Here is a 20,003-nt window from a genome sequence, read left to right as displayed (position 1 = left end):
TGCAAACCATCTCAGTTGGATAATTAATTCCGTCTATGGAAAATTTTTACCAGATCCTCACGCTTTTGAGTGTATTACTCTATTGGCTTGTGCTTGCGGGCGTGGTCGTCCGTGTGATCAGCAAGCGCAGAAATATTGGCGTATCATTAGCCTGGATGCTGATTATCTACTTTGTGCCCTTTGTCGGCGTCATCGCCTATTTAATGTTTGGTGAGCTCAACCTAGGTAAAACCAGAGCCAAGCGAGCGATAGAGATGTATGAACCCTATAAACAATGGTTTGCACAGCTTTACCAATTGCCACAACATCGTCCCGAAAAACTCAGTTCCTATGCACGCTCTATTAGTGCTTATTGCGATACTCATGTCGGTATACCGAGCTTATCTGATAATCAGATGACGTTAAAAACCACGCCTGAGCAAATTCTTAGCGCGATCATCGACGATATAGACAATGCCCAATCTCATATCTTCATGGAGTTCTATATTTGGTATCCCGGCGGTTTAGCTGATGATGTAGCCAACGCCTTGATTAAGGCGTCGCAAAGAGGCGTCAAGGTAAAGCTACTGATAGATAGCGCAGGTAGCCGACAATTTTTTAAATCTAGCTGGCCCAAAAATATGCGCAGTCATCATATAGAAGTGATTGAAGCGCTAAAAGTCAGCCCTTTAAGAATGTTTTTCCGCCGGTTAGATCTGCGACTACACCGTAAAATCGTCATCATTGATAACCGTATTGGCTATACCGGTTCTATGAACATGGTTGACCCCAAGTGCTTTAAACAAAACGCTGGCGTTGGCCAATGGATTGATGTCATGGTACGTATTGTTGGACCTAGCGTTCCTGTTATGAGCTGTATCCATGCTTGGGATTGGGAGGTTGAAACCAATCAGCGCACCCTTCCCGCCATTGAAGTACAAAGCGACGCTGCTGCTCAAAGTGATAATCAAATACAAGTTATCCCATCTGGCCCAGGCATGCCTGAGCAGATCATTCATCAAGTGTTGATGCAAAGTATCTATCAAGCCACTGAATCGATAGTCATCACCACCCCCTATTTTGTACCCAGCGAGAATTTACAAAATGCACTCATAGCCGCTGCCAATCGTGGTGTGAACGTGAATATCATCATCCCGAGGCATAATGACTCCACGATGGTTAAATGGGCCAGTAGGTCATTCTTTAATGATTTACTCAAAGCTGGGGTTAACATTTATCGCTTTAAAGGCGGCCTATTGCATACCAAATCTGTTGTCGTCGACAATAGTCATTGTTTGATTGGAACCGTCAATGTAGATATGCGCAGTTTATGGCTTAATTTTGAAGTGACCTTAGCCGTTGATGAGCGCGCATTTACCCAATCGCTAATAGAATTACAACAGGGTTATATGGCTGACTCTGAAAAACTAGATTACCAGCGCTGGCAACGTCGCCCCTACTATAAACGTGTAATAGAGCAAGTGTTTTACTTGTTTAGCCCATTACTATAACCACGACTATAAAAAGGCATTTGCTGTAAAAGCCACCAAGCCTTTTTATCTTCAGTAGAGACAACCTGGTCATTGGGTAAAAAGATCACCGTCTTATCAGCCCATTTGTTTAACGGAAACAGGTGGGCAGTCACCATATGTTGTTGCAGAAAAGCCAGTAAACTGCCATCGTCCCGGGCAGCAGTTAACCCGTAAGTTAGGCGTTCAAGTAACTTGGTGTTTTGCTTGTCGACAAAGAACCACATATTGAACGGGTAGACAATAAGCAGATCATCAAACAGCGTTAACCGATTCCCGTTTAATACATGATATTGAGCAATCTCGCTGTAGCCTTCATGTATGCCTCTGGGAAAGTAATCGCAGCGTTCACGCTCAAGCATCACAAAGTTGGCTTCATATTTGGATGAGGTCATTACCGATAAACCCGCTTGGCGTAAAATCTCGGTATCGGGCCAATGCTTTCCATGACAAGCGACCATTTGTTTTAAATCAGCAAGCTTGCTGATATTGAGGAATTGGGGCCTATCCTGCTTGCGAATTATCAACGCCCTTACCCCAAGAATACCGCCGAGCAGATCGACTGGCACAGCCGCATAGTCTTGCTCTCTTTGTACATCACTGCCAGCCCAAATAACATCAAGGTAGCGACTGCCTTGCAGCATACGAAACCAGCGACCCTGAGTCGAAGTATCTGGACTGAGTAAAACTTGCGCTTCGCCATATTTATCTTGCGAATGGCTAAGCGCCAATTCAAGCAAGCCTAAAAAATAGCTATGGGATGCATCATTTTCTGATTGTGGCGCTATGGTTCTTACCGCTGTGACAGGATCGGCTTTGCTGGTGATACTGGCAAAGACACTCCCGAGTAAAATTGCCAATACTAATAGTTTGCTAGCCATGGATACACTCTGTAAACCAATACTAGTATTAAGTGTAGGCCAAAAATTTGAAAGGAAGATGCGCTAAAGCAAGTGAGAGTAAAACGCAAAAAGGGTGACAGTAAATACTATCACCCTTTTTTAAATATGGCGGTGGAGGAGGGATTCGAACCCTCGATACGTTGCCGTATACACACTTTCCAGGCGTGCTCCTTCAGCCACTCGGACACCCCACCGGAGTTAACGGATAGATGCCGTTAACGGAGCGCTACTTTACGCAAAAGCCCTTTTAGGGTCAAGGGAAAAAACTGTAATACCAGACGTTTGCATAATTGCTAAGCGATTTTACGCTAGGCTAATGCGCATCTGTCTCTTTACGACACATTAAATTTACTCACTAAGTTAACCATTTCACTGGCTTCTTTGAGTAACTTTTCATTGAGCATACTAAGTTCATCGGCAACTTGCTGGGTGCTTTGATAAATTTCACTTATCTTCATCGCATTGCGATTAACTTCTTCAGACACCGCAGATTGCTCATGGGTTGCGGCCGCTATCTGCTCATTCATACTGTCAATCACGCCCACTTCTCGCACGATACGCTGCAGTTCTTCTCCCGCTTTTTCCGACTCTTCTACGCTGACTGTGGCCTGAGATTTACCAACTGCCATCGCCTTAACAGCCACGTCTGCGCCTTTTTCTAACCGCTCTGTCATATTGCGGATATCTTCGGTAGAGGCCTGCGCTCGCTGCGCCAAGCTGCGAACCTCATCGGCAACAACAGCAAAACCGCGGCCCATCTCCCCTGCTCGCGCAGCTTCAATGGCAGCATTTAACGCCAATAAGTTTGTTTGCTCTGCAATACCACTTATCACGCCCAGTACGCTAACAATGCCCTGTATATCTTGATCTAAGCTATGAATGGCAGACGATGCTTGCTCAATTTCACTGGCCAATACATGGATAGATTCAGAAGTTTTGACAACTTCGCGGTTACCCTCTTTTGCTTCTATGTTTGCCGCCGCAGAAGCCTCGGAGGCTTTTTCAGCATTATGGGCAATCTCTTGCACGGTCGCGCTCATCTCCGTCATCGCTGAAGCAACCTGATCGGCTTCAACATGGCCGGCTGAGACATCGTTTTGCATGGTCACGGCACAACCTTCCATCGCCTTAGAAGCCTTAATCAACGAGTCGCTACTATTGACCACTTGGGTGATCACGGCTTCAAAATCTTGCATCATAGCGTTGTAGGCCGTGGCTAACTGGCCCACTTCATCTTGATGGTTGCTGTTAACCCGTACGGTTAAATCGAAATTTTGTTGCGCATTAACTATGGTTTTATGTAGATAGGCCAAACTATTATGAAAGTAAGAACCAATGGCGATAGACAGACTGATAACCACCACACCCGAGACCAGCATCAATATAATCACGCCATACATTAAGGTATTGGCTGCACTTAAACGCTGCTGGGTATCGCCAATCAACTCACTAGAGAGTGCTTGTTCATTTTGGCGCACTAAATCGATTCGTGCGGTAGAGGTCGCAAACCATTGCTCAGATGAGGCATTGGCTAACTTTTGTGGATCTTGCGACTGCGCCAAATCACGATAGGTTTGCACCGCCGCAAATGGCTGCGAGTTGGCGATCTGTTGATAATTACGCGCGGCACTGTCGCTTGAGAGCGCTAAGAAACGCTCTTGATAACTATTTTGCTCAGAAACCAAATTAATAAACTTTACAAACATGCCTGGTTTAAAAGCGGAATTACCAAAAGTGGAACTCAGGACCGCCCGTTCAATTCCCGCACGTTCTTTCATCTGTAAATACGCGCTAAAGGCCGCAGCCTGAATGGCGATCTGCTTATCTGCAGAGGCTTTAACGGTATGGTCGACAATGGATAACAACGCACTGTTTAAGTCCGTGTAGAATTTAACTTCTTCGGGAACACTAATACTCAGCCCCGTAACACGTTGCCTTATACTGCTGAGCTCATTTAATGCCGTTTCCACTTGGCGTAAAGTGCTATCAAAACTGGCTGGCAAACTATTGCTGCGGACAAACTGCTGATAGATCGCGATTTGGCTATCACTGAGTTGGCGTTGTTGGGGTAATTTAGATGCGAAATTTTTACCACCAGAGCCAATAAACCCGGCGCTCATGCCGCGCTCTTTTTGTAACTCGTGCACTAAGTTACCGTTAACCACGGCTAACTCACTTAACACTGCCACTTGGCTAAGGCTTTTGCTGACTTGATATTGGCTATGAAGCACATAAAAACCAAACAGAATACAGCCGATAATGGGTGGCATAAGAACTAAAAAAAGCTTGTTCTTAATGCTAACATCACCAATCCAACGCATCTTCATGATATCGTCCCTGAAAAAAGAAGTAATACAAGTTCACTTAGTCTAGCTGATTCTCAAGCACAAACAAAAAAAGTCCCTAAATTAAGGGACTTTTTTTGTTTAATATCAACTACACCGGAATCTTCAGTGACACTTTGTACATCATTGGCTAATAATCAAGCATTACCTTTGACTTTCATATTAAGTGTTTTAGCAAAGTTAAGCATGCGGTCCAGTGGTATAAGCGCTTTTTCACGCAACTGATCATCAACATGAATTTCATGTTCTGACGAATTATCATTAATCAGTGCCGCCTCAATCGCCTTAAGCCCATTCATTGCCATCCAAGGGCAATGGGCACAACTTCTACAGGTTGCACCATTACCACCTGTAGGCGCTTCAATTAACTCTTTTCCAGGCGCGGCTTGTTGCATCTTATAAAAAATGCCTTTATCCGTAGCCACAATGAAGGTTTGGTTGTCCATTGTTTGAGCAGCTTTAATAAGTTGACTCGTTGAACCTACTGCATCGGCAAGTTCTACCACACTCGCTGGCGATTCTGGGTGAACCAAAATTGCTGCATCAGGATACTGCTGCTTAAGTTCGCGCAAGGCTTTAGCTTTAAACTCATCGTGGACAATACACTCACCTTGCCACATCAACATATCGGCACCGGTTTCTTTAGCAATATAGCTGCCTAAATGTCTGTCCGGTCCCCAGATAATTTTCTTATCTTCACTGTCTAAGTGCTCAACAATCTCTAAGGCAATACTTGAGGTTACGACCCAATCTGCACGAGCTTTAACCGCTGCTGACGTATTTGCATACACAACAACCGTATGATCTGGGTGTGCATCACAAAACTCAGTGAACGTGTCTATTGGGCAGCCAACATCTAACGAACACGTTGCTTCGAGTGTCGGCATTAGTACTGTTTTTTCAGGGCTTAAAATCTTAGAGGTTTCACCCATAAACTTCACACCCGCAACAATCAATGTTTGTGCTGGATGGTCGCGACCAAAGCGCGCCATTTCGAGTGAATCTGAAACACAACCACCAGTTTCTTCTGCCAAGGCTTGAATCTCTGGATCGGTATAATAATGCGCCACTAAAACCGCTTGTTTCTCTACCAATAACTGTTTGATTCTATTTTTATAAGCTTGCTTTTCAGCATCGCTTAGCGGAATAGGTTTTGCGGGAAATGGGTACTGGATTTCTGCGACTTGTGGGGCTAACTGACTCATGCTCAAACCATAAACGGGACTAATTAGCGGGATTATACTCAAACTTGCGAGTGCATTAAACAAAAAAGAGCGCCAGGCGCTCTTTTATAGACTAAAGATAGTTAAATATTATTGCATAGCTAATAACATTTCTTGCGGATGCTCAAGGTAAGCTTTCCATTGATTACAGAATCGCGCAATGGTGCCACCATCAATGACTCGGTGATCACCAGACCAACTCACCTGCATAATCTTACGAGCTTCTACTTCACCCTCATCGTTAAAGCGCGGTAGAGTTTGCAACTTACCTAAAGCTACGATTGCCACTTCCGGTTTATTAATAATCGGCGTTGCTACCGTACCGCCTAACGCACCAATGTTAGAAATAGAGATACTGCCGCCTTTAAGATCCGCTGGCGCCACTCGGCCACTACGCGCATCGTTAGTTAAGCGGGTAATATCAGCAGCGACTTCCAAAATTGACTTGGCCTGCACATTTTTCACATTCGGTACCAACAAACCAACCTTAGAGTCCACGGCCATACCAATATTGTGATCCGCTAGATAAGTCAGCTCGGTACAGTCTTGATTCACTCGACTATTGATGATCGGGTATAGCTTAAGTGACAAAGACATGGCTTTCATGAAAAATGGCATCATGGTCAACTTAAGATCATCAGACGAATATTTCACTTTCATCTGCTCTCTTAGTGCACAAAGCTCGGTTAAATCCAGCTCTTCACAATAAGTAAAGTGTGGAATCGTTGAAACCGACTCGGTCATCATCTTAGCCATCACCGCTTTGACGCCCTTAATCGGCTCGACACGATCCCCTGCACCACTCGCCACAGCTTGACTACTTATCGCACTCTGGCTTGCTTGCGTTTGCGGCGAGCTTTGCGCTGTAGTGGCTTTTACTAATTGACCACGATAACGCTCAACATCATCTTTGTAGACTCTGCCATTTTTACCGCTGCCAGGGATTTCTGCGATATTAATATCATAACTACGCGCTAAACGGCGTACAGCTGGACTGGCCAATGCTTTGCCTTGAGCCACATTGTTATTGCTGCTTGCCTCGACTTGGCTTGCTGATGGTTGCTCGGCGCTTTGCGCACTCACTGGATCAACAGCCGCTGTTTCACCTGCAACTTCAACCGCAACCTCAATGGCAAATAATGGCTGATGAACTTTAGCTAACTGGCCTTTACGATAATGCAATTTAGCCACTCGACCATTTTTAATAGCAGGGATTTGCACTAAAGCCTTATCGGTCATTACATCAGCAATCGGCTGATCTTCAACGACGTAATCACCTTCAGCAACCAACCACTCTACTAGCTCACACTCTACGATGCCTTCACCGATATCGGGCAATAAAAACTCTTCAATTTGTTGGGCACTTTGCATTGAAGGTTTTTCATCAATAACTTGTTCAACTGCCGCTTCTACCGGAGCACTTGATGTTTCAACTTGTTCACCTTCAGCGCTAGCGTCCACATCAACGCTATATAAAGGCTCATGCACGATGGCAATCTCACCTTTTTTGTAATGAAGTTTTTTGATGACACCTGCGTGAGGTGCTGGAATTTGCACTAAAGCTTTATCTGTCATCACATCGGCAATAGGTTGGTCTTCAACCACAGTATCGCCTTCAGATACTAGCCATTCTACCAGTTCGCACTCAACGACACCTTCACCGATATCGGGCAAAATAAATTCTTTAATCACAGTTTTGCTCCTAAAATTTGACCGATGCTTTAATGGCTTCAAACGTCTTTAAGGCGTCTGGCATGTATTCTTTTTCATGCACTAACGGGTAAGGAGTGTCGAGCCCACATACACGTGCAATCGGTGATTCTAAGTGCAAAAAGCACTCTTCTTGAATTGTCGCAGCAATTTCACCGGCAAAACCACCAGTCAGTGGCGCTTCGTGGTTTATCAGTAGACGCCCTGTTTTACGAACAGAGTTAGCCACGGTTTCAACATCCCAAGGTGCCAGTGTACGCAGATCAATCACTTCGCACGAAATGCCCTTCTTCGCAGCCATTTTGGCGGCGTCTTCAATGATTTCCATTTGTGCACCCCAACTTAGCAAGGTGATATCTGAGCCTTCTGTTACCACTTCAGCTTTGCCCAGTTCTATCTCATAAGCTTCATCTGGCACTTCGCCGACGTTGGCGCGGTATAAACGTTTAGGCTCAAAGAAAATCACCGGGTTTTTATCGCGAATAGAGGCAAGCAATAAGCCTTTTGCTTGATAAGCATTACGCGGTACAACCACTTTAAGCCCTGCAGTTTGGGTAAAATAGGCTTCTGGAGACTGAGAATGATAGTGTCCGCCGGCGATGCCACCGCCATATGGCGTACGGAAGGTAACGCCACCAACATTGAACTCATTACCACTGCGGTAACGGAACTTTGCGGTTTCGTTGACTATCTGATCGATGGCCGGAAAGATGTAATCTGCAAACTGGATCTCTGCAATCGCCGTCATACCATTTGATGCTAGACCATTGGCAAAACCTGCAATACCTTGCTCGGTTAATGGCGAGTTAAAGCACCGCTGTTTACCAAACTTTTCCTGTAATCCCGAAGTCGCTCTAAAAACCCCACCAAAGTGACCGACATCTTCACCAAATAGCATGGCCTTATCGTCTGTTTCCATCGCTATCGACAAAGCATCATTGATGGCTTGCAACATATTAATTTTAGCCACGACTACACTCTCCCTGCGCTATTTGGATAAGACTCTGGATATTTCTTCACATGCTGTTTTAATGACTCAAGTTGGGCTTTTAGCCTTGGCGTTGGTTCATCGTAGACATCTTGTATTAAGGTATCGACATGCGGCAGTGGCAGCTTTTCAGCTACTTTCAACTCAGCTAAGACTTCTTGACGATACTTATCATACAACTGATTGTCTTGCTCTTCAGTTAGCCAGCCTTTATTCATCATCCACAACTTAAAGCGTTTGACAGGATCATGCATTTGCCACTTCTCTTCTTCCTCTTTAGAGCGATAACCCGATGGGTCATCTGATGAAGAGTGAGCACCAAGACGGTAAGTCATCGCCTCAATTAATACGGGTGCGTTATTCTCTATCGCGTAGGCTCTAGCCTGTTGCGTTGCAGCTAACACCGCTAGCATGTCATTGCCATCAACGCGGATTGTATGCATACCGTAACCCACACCGCGGCTTGCAATGCCATTACCAACAAACTGCTCTTCAGTAGGTGTAGAGATTGCGTAGCCATTGTTACGACAAAAGAAGATAGTGGGAGAATTAAGCACTGCCGCCATATTTAGCCCGGCATGAAAATCACCTTCAGATGCAGCACCTTCACCGAAATAACAGATAGCCAGATTGCGCTTACCCAACATTTTTAGCGAGTAGCCCACACCCGTTGCTTGGGGGATTTGTGTCGCCAAAGGAGAAGAAATGGTTTGGTAATTAAGCGCTTCGCTGCCATAGTGAATCGGCATTTGTCGGCCCTTACCCAAATCTTTTTCATTACTAAACAGCTGATTCATAAACTGCTCAGTGGTGAAGCCGCGATAACGAATCGCTGCATGTTCACGGTACTGAGCTAAGATGACATCGCCATCATCTAGCGCGGCCGTGCTACCAATAATCGATGCTTCTTCACCGGTACAGGTCATGTAAAAGCTGATACGCCCCTGACGCTGCGCACCTAACATGCGCTCGTCTAACACCCGTGTAAAGACACAAGTGTCATAAATCTTTTCGGCCAACGCCTGATCAATGACCGGTAACACGGCCTTTTCATATGTCGTGCCATCAGCTTGAAGAATTTTTAGAATAGGAATGTTCATCGAATCCTTGTCTAAAAAACTCACGCGATGCACGGTTTCTGTGCTGCTTGTTGCGTTGCTCATACTCTATCTCTTAATCAGCTGAGTGCTATTGTTCTTGAAGCCCCGATAAACTCATCGAATCTTAACTGTTTGTTATACGCCGGAAAGACATTACGTTAACGTAAACTACCTATCAAGCAATAGCACATATTGAACATCAACTAAGGCTAAATTTAATTGTATAATTTGCTTTACAACGACCCTATTATCGCAGTCTAAGCAATATTTTCAGTCGATGCAGGTTTTAACATCAATACTGTGCGCTGCCCAACAGGAACATTGGCGTTAGGGAACACAATGGCTTCAACAGGTTGTTCAATTTTAATATCATTACCGCCCTCTTTCGCTAAAATGTAGCCCTGTGGAAAAGCAGTAAAATTCTCTACATCATTAGCAAAGGTAAACTCGAAATCTTCAAAGCCTTTGTTGATGGCTCGGCACACTTGATAAAGATTAAGCTTAGCGGCATCAAACGGCTCAAGTTCGAGCGGTTTAGCGCTAACTAATCTCACTAGCATTTCTTTAAGGGCGATAAAACGAGTCATATCGTTTTGCCCCATTGGCATGACCTTACCAAGCTCAATCGTAAATGCATCAGCTTGGTATTTTTCTGATGAGTAATAGCTAAAAGTTGTGGTCGGTTCATGGTGAAACAGCACAGTTTCAATACCGCACGCAGCTAAAAACATAATCTGTTCGCTGCTGTATGCGCGTCCGGGACGATAAGGGTAGATAGCAAACTTCTCATGTTTAGAGCCACGAATCGCTGTATGCAGATCATAATGAATCTTTTGACTAGCGGCATCGCCCTCTTCAAAAAAACGGTCAACGTAGCTTTCAAGCTTTTTAGCCCGTACTCGCTCGGGATTAGCTAATCCCTCACCTTTTGAATGCGCGCCACTGAACAAGCGATTTAAATTCTCATCAATAAAACGGGTGCCGTTATGAATTGCAGCCGGATTACCAATTAGAAACATCACCCGTTGATTCAGGGTAATCGTTTCGGCAAGTATTTCGCTAATGAGCTCGTTACACAGCTCTATCGGTGCTGTCTCATTACCATGCACCGCACAAGATAAAATGATGTCTTTACCTTGACTGTCACTGGGCTCAAACACAATTACACCTGTGTCCCAAACCGACACTTGGGTGGCGTTTTTTAAGCTAAAAGCGAGTTCCTCATCGAGGCTGAAAGGGTTATCTAGGGTGAGTTTTAAAAAATCTTTTGATGCTTGGAGTGCTTGTAACACGGTGGTCTCCTTTAATTGTGCTCGCTGCTGGGCATGTCAACATGCTCTCGTGCAGTTAGATCCTTGATGCGCTCGGCGCGATTTGGCACCGATAATAGCATTTAAAGACTTTGACCACTACGACAGTTAAAGACTTTTACCACTACGGCAGTTAAAGACTTTTACCTTAAAGCGCAACTGAAGGCTTATACCATTAGATAGCTTATTGAGGCCGACCCTTTACGCTAGTTAAGTGCAATTGAGCTTACACTCATTAACGCGATAAACATTGCAACAACGGGCCGATTTATTGGCTAAGTCAACCGAGCATAAGCATGACTTTTACAAAAAGGTGTTGCAATCATTTTACCGCTAAGTCATTATTAGGCCGTATAGACGTTTGGATGGCTAAAGAGATAAAGGTGAAGGTTTAAGTATGGCGATAGCAACTTTCGGCGCGGGCTGCTTTTGGGGTGTTGAGTACTTTTTCAGACAAATCGAAGGGGTACAAACTGCTACCTGTGGTTATATGGGCGGCAATGATCAGTTCACTCGGTATGAAGAGGTCAAACAAGGTGATACAGGCCATGCTGAGGTAGTGCAGGTTGAATTTGATTCGCAGCAAGTTAGCTATGAAGCATTACTGAATGTGTTCTGGCAAAACCATAATCCGACCAGTTTAAACCAGCAAGGTGGGGATATCGGTAGCCAATATCGTAGCTGTATCTTTTTCCATGACAAAACCCAAAAGCAGCAAGCAGAGTCATCTAAGTTGCAACTGATAAAAAGTGGTAAATGGGGAACAAGGCAAATTGTCACTGAAATCGTACCCGCTCTCACCTTCCACAAGGCAGAGGAATATCATCAAAACTATCTGCAAAAGAACAATTTACCAAGTTGCCACATCAGCTATTAAACAAAAAAGGAGCCTAAGCTCCTTTTTTTGTTTGATTATCTCACTTGCTGTAGTGCACAGTACTAAGCGTACAGTACTAAACGTGCGATTTAGTCCAGCATAGTTTTAATCAAATCCTGCGCTTCTTCCAATACTTGTGCTAAATGTTGCTCAGACACGAAACTTTCTGCATAAATCTTAAAAAGCGCTTCGGTACCAGAAGGACGAGCCGCAAACCATGCATTGGCAGTCGTCACTTTAAGGCCGCCAATTGCAGCACCATTACCCGGTGCATGAGTGAGTACTGCAGTAATGGCTTCTCCCGCAAGGTCATTTACCCCAATGCTCTCTTGAGTCACCCCTTGTTTAACCAACTCATTAAAACGTTGCTTTTGTGGTAAGGCTACAGGGTTATCAATACGACGATAAAAACTCTCACCGTGTTTGCTCACCAAATCTTGATAGCGCTGTGCTGGAGTTTGGCCGGTTACCGCCAGTATTTCCGCTGCCAATAGTGCCAAGATAAATCCGTCTTTGTCAGTACACCAAGTGGTGCCGTCACGTTTTAAAAAGGCCGCACCGGCACTTTCTTCGCCGCCAAAGGCAAATTCGCCGTTGGCGAGACCATCGACAAACCACTTAAATCCAACAGGGACTTCACATAGTTGTTGGCCTAAATCTTCACATACGCGATCGATCATCGCGCTAGACACTAAGGTTTTACCCACTAACAAACCAGTTTGCCATTGTGGACGATGGGTCATCAAATATTCTATCGCTACCGCCAAGAAATGATTTGGATTCATTAAACCATAACCAGGGCAGACTATGCCGTGACGGTCATAGTCAGGATCATTGCCTACGCAAATATCAAAATCATCTTGATGGCGTAATAAACCCGCCATTGCATAGGGTGATGAACAATCCATGCGAATTTTACCGTCTTTATCTAACGGCATAAACGCAAATCTAGCATCAAGATTATCGTTAACCACTTGGATATCGACACCATAACGTTTGGCGATATGCGACCAATAGTGGATGCCTGAGCCACCCAGTGGGTCAACTCCAATACTAATGTCTGCATCAGCAATGGCTTGCATGTCGATGACAGTGGCTAAATCTTCTACATAGGGGGTAATTAAATCCTGATCATCAACCAGACCCAATGCATTAGCTTCTGCAAGCGATACACGCTTAACCCCTTCGAGTTGATTGGCTAAATACTGATTGGCCCGCGCTTCAATCCACTGGGTTATCTCAGCCTCTGCGGGTCCACCATGCGGCGGGTTATATTTGATACCGCCATCTTGAGGTGGATTATGGGACGGTGTCAGAATCAAGCCGTCTATTTTATCTTTACGTTGATTGTTTTGACTAATGACAAAATGGGAAACAACCGGGGTCGGTGTATAACCATTTTGCTGATGAACAATTGCTTTAACGCCATTGCCACCAAGCACCTCTAGCACTGAAATATTAGCCGCTTCAGACAAAGCGTGAGTATCAATACCCACAACCATCGGGCCACTTATATTGGTACCATTACGGTAATCCACCACAGCTTGGGTAATCGCGAGTAAATGATCTTCATTAAAACTGGCATTTAGGGCACAGCCACGGTGACCGGAGGTGCCAAAACTCACTCGTTGCTGCGGTAATTCACTATCAGGGTTAACTCTATAATAGGCACTCATCAGCCTAGGTACATTAATCAAATCCTTTTGTTGCGCTAGTTGTCCGGCGCGATCATGTATAGCCAAAAGCTCACCCCTCTATTTGCCTGTGTTGATTAAACTTTGCTGGTAAATACTTCGATATCAGCGTCAACAATATCAAACTGTTTTAACACTTCGGTTAAAATGGTGCGTTTTTTCGCAGTATTGTTGTTAGTTGTGACCCAAAAACCGCTACTGCCAATCTCTTTAGGGTTAGCAGACTTACTGGCTTTAAGCAGTTCGGCTTTTGAAGTGGCAAAATAGAGACGATCGCGGCCTTTAATTTGTAACACTTGGTCAAACTGCTCAGGCGTAGCTTGGTAAACCACATTGAGCAAGAATAGAAAGCGGCTAACAGCACTTTTCTGCTCGGCAAGTTGGGGGTCATCGATGCTGTCTTGTAATGTTGCAAAGCTAACTGGCGTATCTTCAGTTGGTGCAACTTTGGCATGCTCAACGTCCATACTTGGCTGGCTAATCTCTATTGGTGCGGCGACATCTTGCTCGCTTAAATCTAAACCAAGTAATCGTCGAAGGATGTCAGAAGCACTCTCGCCAATGCGTTCCGTTTTACTGGCAATATGGCGGTACAACTCTTCATCAACTTCTATATATTTCATGGTTAACTTCTTCCTTAAGCAGTAAAAACAGCAAAATCATGCACCATCGTAATATCAGGTGACAAGAAACTAAAAAGACAACTTAGTGTATGGTATTTACTACCCGATAATAAAGGGCTGATCATTCAAAAAAAGCCAAAGATCTTCTACTGATCGATTTTATATTCGAGGTTTGGGCAAAAAGTCGGCAGTGACATTAGCAAAACAAGATTTAACCTTGTCACTGTTAGCTATTTGCAGGCACAATTTGCACTCAAAAATTGCATGAGCAGGAACGGGTTGATGATCCATTTTGAACAACAAGGCACAGGCGAGACTGTAATACTTATCCATGGGCTATTTGGTAGCGCGGATAACTTGAACAATTTAGGCCGCCATTTAGCCAGTCACTATCATGTAGTACGAGTCGATGTGCCTAACCATGGTAAGAGCCCCCATTGGCAACAGATGAGCTACGCCAAATTGTCTTTAGCCATAAAGGAATTGATGGACTATTTACAACTTGGTCACTGCCACCTTGTGGGTCACTCAATGGGCGGAAAAATTGCCATGGCAACAGCACAGGCCTACCCTGACAGCATTAGCAGTGTCGTGGCCGCCGACATCTCGCCAGTTAAGTATCCGCCACGGCACGATGCCGTGTTTAGCGCACTACACTCCACCCCGCTTTCTGAGCTAACCTCACGTAATCAGGCATTACAACACCTAATCGCCTGTGGATTAGATGAAGGTACGGCCATGTTTCTTATTAAAAACCTTCATAAGGGCACTCAGGGGTTTGAATGGCGTATGAATCTACACGGTTTACAGCAAGCTTATGCCGATCTCATCGACTGGCCCACTGCACAATTACGCTATAACGGCCCAGCTTTGTGTGTTCGTGGCGGCGACTCTGATTACGTTACCGCTGAACATCGGCAAGCTTTCGTTAGCCAATTTCCGCAAATACAGTCAAAAACCATTGCCGGTACCGGACATTGGTTACACGCACAAAAACCTGAGATATTCAATCGCATAGTGGCTGATTTTATTGGTAAACACCCAATAGAGTGATCCAGCTTAAGTGCGTAAATCGTATAGCAGAGTGTGTTGAACTATGGTATATTCGCGCCTCTTTTTAGGCCTGAGGGAACTGAAGTATGTTATCTCAGTATATGGAACAAATTGAGACCTTAGGTCTTAACTTATTTTTCGCAGCGATATTTTTCTTTATCGGTATGGCGATACATGACGTGCTAAAGCAAGGGAAAGTCCCTAAATTTGGGCGTTATATAGTATGGTTAGTGCTATTTCTCGGCTGTGCCGGTTTTGTAGCAAAAGGAATCATCCAGATGTCCTGGGAGACCTCAGGCATAGGTTAAGCAAGTATTCATGGCTAAAGAAACATCTGATAGAACAACAATAGACCTGTTTGCTAATGAAAAACGTCGTGGACGTCCTCGCAGTAACCCACTGCCTCGCGAGCAACAACTAAAGGTCAACAAGAGAAACCAAATTCAACGCGACAGAGCTGCTGGTTTAAAGCGAATAGAGTTAAAGGTGTCACAAGATTTGTATGACGCCTTGAATGAAAAAGCTTTGGCCAGTAACATCAGCCGCAGTCAATTAATTGAATCCATTTTACAAAAGCAAATTAACGCTTAAGCTAAAATGACTTCTACTAGATAGTGAACTAGATAAAGGAAAGACAATGGCAACTGTAGGTCTTTTTTTCGGTAGTGACACAGGTAACACCGAAGCCGTCGCCAAAATGATCCAGAAAAAACTGGGTAAGAAAATGGTCGACGTTAAAGATATCGCTAAAAGTACTAAAGAGCAGATCCAAGATTACGATTTGTTGATTTTTGGCATTCCAACTTGGTACTACGGCGAAGCACAATGCGATTGGGATGACTTTTTCCCAGAACTCGAGCAAATTGACTTTGAAGATAAGTTAGTGGCCATTTTCGGTTGTGGTGACCAAGAAGATTATGCCGAGTACTTCCTTGATGCTATGGGCATGGTCAATGAAATTGTAGAAGCGCGCGGTGCGATTGTTATTGGTCACTGGTCAACAGACGGTTACGATTTTGAAGCGTCTAAAGGCATGGCTGGCGACAAGCACTTTGTAGGTCTAGGTATCGACGAAGATCGCCAACCAGAACTGACTGAAGAGCGTGTCGACAAGTGGGTTAAACAGATTTATGAAGAGATGTGTTTAGCAGAACTAGAAGACTAATGTTCTCTAATACACCTTAATAAAAAAGCGGCTATGGCCGCTTTTTTTGATGGAAAATGGCATGGTACAACTAAAATCAAACCATTGGGATATCTTCTGCTCCGTTGTCGACAATTATGGTGACATCGGCGTCTGTTGGCGTCTAGCTAAACAACTTGCCAACGAATATCAAATTGAAGTGGTGCTGTGGGTAGACGATCTAGCCAGCTTTAACACCATCCAACCTGAGGTTGATTTAGCGGCAACAACGCAGCAACTCAAAGGCATTACTGTCAACCTATGGCATAAGCCCCTGCCCGTCACTTACATCCCCGGACAAGTGCTCATTGAGGCCTTCGCCTGCCAGTTACCCGCAGAAGTCATCCAACAGTTAGTTGATTTAAAACAGTGCGGCCAGGGCCAACCTTGCTGGCTCAATCTTGAATACCTTAGTGCGGAAGCTTGGGTTGATGATTGCCATGCCCTGCCATCACTGCAGGCCAACGGCTTAAACAAGTCTTTCTACTTCCCCGGTTTTAGCCGAAAAACCGGTGGCCTGCTGTGTGAAGCTGACCTATTTACCCAGCGTGACGTTTGGCAAGCCGATAGTGGTAACAGACTCGCGCTATTTGCAAAGCTGGGAATAGAGCACTGCTTAGACTCTGACCGATTTATTAGTGTATTTAGTTATGAGACGGCAGCGCTGCAAGCGCTATGTGACTATTGGCAACACAGTGCAACACCAATCCGCTTGTTGGTGCCATTGGGCAGAAGCCTAAATAGCTTTGCGAAGTTCTTTAATCTAAATAACCACCAGTTTTGCGCCGGCGAGCATTGGCAAAAAGGCAACCTTCACTTACATGTGCTGCCACTTACCGATCAAATAGGCTTTGATCGACTGTTGTGGAGTTGTGATGTCAATATTGTCAGAGGTGAAGATTCTTTCTTAAGAGCACAATGGGCAGCAAAACCTTTTATTTGGCACATATACCCACAAGATGAAGACTACCACTTGGTCAAACTCGACGCATTCATGCAGCGCTATTGCGCAAATTTAGAGCCGACTGCGGCACAAGCTTGGCAGCTACTAAGTCTGAATTTTAACCAAGACCAGCAAAAAGCCAGCGTTGAATCTTGGCAACACTATGATGATGCCGAAGAAAAACTCAATAAACACGCGAAAATATGGCCTATTAGTGCAATTGATGACGAAGATCTTGCAACACGACTAGTTCATTTCGTCAAAAATAGCTAAGATACGGCGTTAAATAAAAAACCTAGCATAGGAAATAAAGTAATGAAGACTGCTCATGAACTCCGTCCTGGTAACGTGATCATGTTAGATGGCAACCCATGGGTTGTATTAAAAACGGAAACAACTCGCTCTGGTCGTAACGCTGCTATTGTCAAAATGAAACTTAAAAACATTTTGGCTGATACGACAACAGAAACCACCTTTAAAGGTGAAGATAAGATGGAAGACATCATTCTAGAGCGTCTAGATTGTACTTACTCTTATTTTGCAGATCCTATGTATGTATTCATGGATAGCGAGTACAACCAATATGATGTAGAAGCTGGCAACCTAGGTGAAGCTGCACAATACATCGTTGATGGCATGGAAGAAGTTTGCCAAGTTACTTTCTATGAAGGTAAAGCTATCTCGGTTGAATTACCAACATCTGTAAGTCGTGAAGTCACTTACACTGAGCCATCTGCCCGTGGTGACACCTCTGGTAAAGTAATGAAGCCAGCCACCATTACTGGCGGTGCTACGCTAAGCGTTGCTGATTTCGTTAAAACTGGCGATATCATTGAAATCGATACCCGTACTCACGAGTTTAAGAAACGCGTCTAGTACCGAGTTATTGATAATAAGAAGCCGATGCCTGCATCGGCTTTTTTGTGCCCCCCTCTTATGCATAGCCAGTCTAAAACACCCCCTCAGACCTCCTAAGTAGATGATTAACCTTGTGAGAGGTTTAAAAATACACACCAACAGAATTATAATCTACCGGCTGCGCTAATAAAGTTGCGGTAAAAGGCTAATTTCTCTTTCTAAACCAAGACTTTTTGGTTATTGTGCCTATTATACCAATCAGTATGAACATTTAGTCACTCAGCGAGAGTTGAGCGGTTCTGATACAAGGCTGCGCTCAACATCAACAGCGGGTTAAATTGCCGATTAAGACGGTTAGTTTGATCACAGCGCTGAGGGTTGCGTATAAGCAGTAGAGACAAATACGCCCAAAATAATATAGGCATTAACGAGGTAGCCATGCGGCCGATAATTAAGTCCAATAAATTAGATTCTGTTTGTTATGACATTCGTGGTCCTGTCCATAAGGAAGCCAGGCGCCTAGAGGATGAAGGTCATCGAATTCTTAAACTTAATATTGGTAACCCCGCCCCCTTTGGTTTTGAAGCCCCAGAGGAAATTGTCCGCGATGTGATACTAAACCTGCCAAGCGCCCAGGGTTACAGTGAATCCAAAGGGCTATTTTCGGCGCGTAAAGCTGTGGTACAACATTACCAAGCTCAAGGCATATTTGGTGTCGATATTGAGAATATCTACATCGGTAATGGTGTATCTGAGCTCATAGTCATGGCGATGCAAGGTCTGTTAAACACCGACGATGAAGTACTGGTCCCCTCACCTGACTATCCATTATGGACTGCGGCAGTGCATTTGAGCGGGGGAAAAGCGCAGCATTATCGCTGTGATGAAGAATCAGACTGGTTTCCCGATCTTGACGATATCAAATCTAAAATCAGCCCGCGTACTCGCGGCCTAGTATTGATCAATCCCAACAACCCCACTGGCGCTGTGTATTCAAAAGAGCTGTTGCTAGAGGTTATTGAGATCTGTCGTCAACATGACATTATTCTATTTGCTGACGAGATCTACGATAAGATCCTTTATGATGAAGCACAGCATGTGCCAGCTGCTGGACTGTCTGACGATATTCTTACCGTTACATTTAACGGTTTATCAAAATCTTACCGGGCGGCGGGTTTTCGCGTTGGGTGGATGATGCTATCGGGCAATCTTAAGGCCGCAAAAAGCTATATTGAAGGCTTAGATATGCTTGCTTCTATGCGCCTGTGCTCTAATGTTCCTAATCAACATGCAATTCAAACAGCACTGGGTGGCTATCAAAGTATCAATGAGCTGGTTGCTGATGAAGGCCGTTTAAAGGTGCAGCGTGATACTTGCGTGCAGTTGCTTAATCAAATTCCTGGTGTCAGCGTTAAATGCCCTAAAGGTGCCTTATACGCGTTCCCGAAACTTGATGCCAAGAAATTCAATCTGCGCGACGATGAACGCCTAGTGCTTGATCTGTTAAAAGAGAAGAAAATACTCTTAGTACAAGGCAGTGCGTTCAATTGGCCAGAGCCAGATCATGTACGAGTCGTGTTCCTACCTCACAAAGAAGAGTTAGAAAAAGCGCTCACCGAGTTCGGCGAGTTCTTAGACGGCTATCGTCAATAACTTATTTTAAGGCGACCGAGTGTCGCCTTTTTT

18 protein-coding genes and 1 tRNA gene are annotated in these 20,003 nt (G+C 44.5%); 9 read left to right on the top strand and 10 right to left on the bottom strand.

The features are described 5' to 3' along the window. The first annotated feature begins 35 nt into the window (after positions 1-35). Entirely contained in the window at positions 36-1,490 is a 1,455-nt protein-coding gene (cls, locus tag FLM48_RS10660) for a cardiolipin synthase (protein WP_179024623.1), read from the top strand. On the opposite strand, the gene FLM48_RS10655 is transcribed toward cls, so the two are convergent. The 8 genes from FLM48_RS10655 to astE form a co-directional block, all read right to left on the bottom strand. After that, complete coding sequence (locus FLM48_RS10655) at positions 1,466-2,389, bottom strand: hypothetical protein (RefSeq protein WP_179024622.1); 924 nt, start codon at positions 2,387-2,389, stop codon at positions 1,466-1,468. The two genes, cls and FLM48_RS10655, sit on opposite strands and share 25 nt — an antisense overlap. Positions 2,390-2,516: 127 nt before the next feature. Beyond that, positions 2,517-2,604 (bottom strand) — tRNA-Ser (locus tag FLM48_RS10650). A gap of 138 nt (positions 2,605-2,742) precedes the next feature. Next, positions 2,743-4,737 carry a methyl-accepting chemotaxis protein gene (locus FLM48_RS10645; protein ID WP_179024621.1) on the bottom strand — a complete coding sequence of 665 codons (1,995 nt, stop codon included), beginning with the start codon at positions 4,735-4,737 and terminating at the stop codon, positions 2,743-2,745. A gap of 155 nt (positions 4,738-4,892) precedes the next feature. After that, positions 4,893-5,960, bottom strand: coding sequence for a quinolinate synthase NadA (gene nadA / locus FLM48_RS10640; RefSeq protein ID WP_028772176.1), 1,068 nt, complete (start codon positions 5,958-5,960; stop codon positions 4,893-4,895). A gap of 108 nt (positions 5,961-6,068) precedes the next feature. Beyond that, positions 6,069-7,670, bottom strand: a complete 1,602-nt coding sequence (locus FLM48_RS10635; protein ID WP_179024620.1) for a dihydrolipoyllysine-residue acetyltransferase — start codon at positions 7,668-7,670, stop codon at positions 6,069-6,071. Between the two features lie 10 nt (positions 7,671-7,680). Then, positions 7,681-8,658 carry an alpha-ketoacid dehydrogenase subunit beta gene (locus tag FLM48_RS10630; protein WP_179024619.1) on the bottom strand — a complete coding sequence of 326 codons (978 nt, stop codon included), beginning with the start codon at positions 8,656-8,658 and terminating at the stop codon, positions 7,681-7,683. A 2-nt stretch (positions 8,659-8,660) separates the two neighbouring features. Beyond that, positions 8,661-9,839: a thiamine pyrophosphate-dependent dehydrogenase E1 component subunit alpha gene (locus tag FLM48_RS10625; protein WP_028772173.1), complete on the bottom strand. Its 1,179-nt coding sequence runs from the start codon at positions 9,837-9,839 to the stop codon at positions 8,661-8,663. Positions 9,840-10,033: 194 nt separating this feature from the next. Then, positions 10,034-11,068 carry a succinylglutamate desuccinylase gene (astE, locus tag FLM48_RS10620; RefSeq protein WP_179024618.1) on the bottom strand — a complete coding sequence of 345 codons (1,035 nt, stop codon included), beginning with the start codon at positions 11,066-11,068 and terminating at the stop codon, positions 10,034-10,036. Positions 11,069-11,483: 415 nt separating this feature from the next. On the opposite strand from astE, the gene msrA reads away from it, so the two are divergent. After that, entirely contained in the window at positions 11,484-11,963 is a 480-nt protein-coding gene (gene msrA / locus FLM48_RS10615) for a peptide-methionine (S)-S-oxide reductase MsrA (protein WP_179024617.1), read from the top strand. Between the two features lie 89 nt (positions 11,964-12,052). Here msrA and pgm read toward each other — a convergent pair whose 3' ends face one another. Then, entirely contained in the window at positions 12,053-13,705 is a 1,653-nt protein-coding gene (gene pgm, locus FLM48_RS10610; protein WP_179024616.1) for a phosphoglucomutase (alpha-D-glucose-1,6-bisphosphate-dependent), read from the bottom strand. Between the two features lie 29 nt (positions 13,706-13,734). Next, complete coding sequence (gene seqA / locus FLM48_RS10605; RefSeq protein WP_179024615.1) at positions 13,735-14,280, bottom strand: replication initiation negative regulator SeqA; 546 nt, start codon at positions 14,278-14,280, stop codon at positions 13,735-13,737. Positions 14,281-14,565: 285 nt separating this feature from the next. On the opposite strand from seqA, the gene FLM48_RS10600 reads away from it, so the two are divergent. The 7 genes from FLM48_RS10600 to FLM48_RS10570 all read left to right on the top strand — a co-directional run bounded on the left by FLM48_RS10600 (position 14,566) and on the right by FLM48_RS10570 (position 19,970). Continuing rightward, positions 14,566-15,333: an alpha/beta fold hydrolase gene (locus FLM48_RS10600; RefSeq protein ID WP_372847480.1), complete on the top strand. Its 768-nt coding sequence runs from the start codon at positions 14,566-14,568 to the stop codon at positions 15,331-15,333. An 86-nt stretch (positions 15,334-15,419) separates the two neighbouring features. Beyond that, on the top strand, positions 15,420-15,641 hold the full coding sequence (locus FLM48_RS10595) for a DUF2788 domain-containing protein (RefSeq protein WP_028772167.1): 222 nt from the start codon (positions 15,420-15,422) through the stop codon (positions 15,639-15,641). A gap of 10 nt (positions 15,642-15,651) precedes the next feature. Next, positions 15,652-15,924, top strand: coding sequence for a LexA regulated protein (gene ybfE, locus FLM48_RS10590; protein ID WP_028772166.1), 273 nt, complete (start codon positions 15,652-15,654; stop codon positions 15,922-15,924). 46 nt (positions 15,925-15,970) lie between these two features. Beyond that, positions 15,971-16,498, top strand: coding sequence for a flavodoxin FldA (fldA, locus tag FLM48_RS10585; RefSeq protein ID WP_028772165.1), 528 nt, complete (start codon positions 15,971-15,973; stop codon positions 16,496-16,498). A 61-nt stretch (positions 16,499-16,559) separates the two neighbouring features. Further along, complete coding sequence (gene earP / locus FLM48_RS10580) at positions 16,560-17,732, top strand: elongation factor P maturation arginine rhamnosyltransferase EarP (protein ID WP_179024613.1); 1,173 nt, start codon at positions 16,560-16,562, stop codon at positions 17,730-17,732. A gap of 42 nt (positions 17,733-17,774) precedes the next feature. Next, positions 17,775-18,335, top strand: a complete 561-nt coding sequence (gene efp, locus FLM48_RS10575) for an elongation factor P (RefSeq protein WP_028772163.1) — start codon at positions 17,775-17,777, stop codon at positions 18,333-18,335. Positions 18,336-18,755: 420 nt separating this feature from the next. Next, positions 18,756-19,970, top strand: a complete 1,215-nt coding sequence (locus tag FLM48_RS10570) for a pyridoxal phosphate-dependent aminotransferase (protein WP_028772162.1) — start codon at positions 18,756-18,758, stop codon at positions 19,968-19,970. Positions 19,971-20,003: the final 33 nt, after the last annotated feature.

Source organism: Shewanella sp. Scap07, assembly GCF_013394145.1.
Classification (GTDB): domain Bacteria; phylum Pseudomonadota; class Gammaproteobacteria; order Enterobacterales; family Shewanellaceae; genus Shewanella; species Shewanella waksmanii.
Note: the sequence above shows the minus strand (reverse complement) of the source record. Positions and strands in the feature narration are given on the sequence as shown.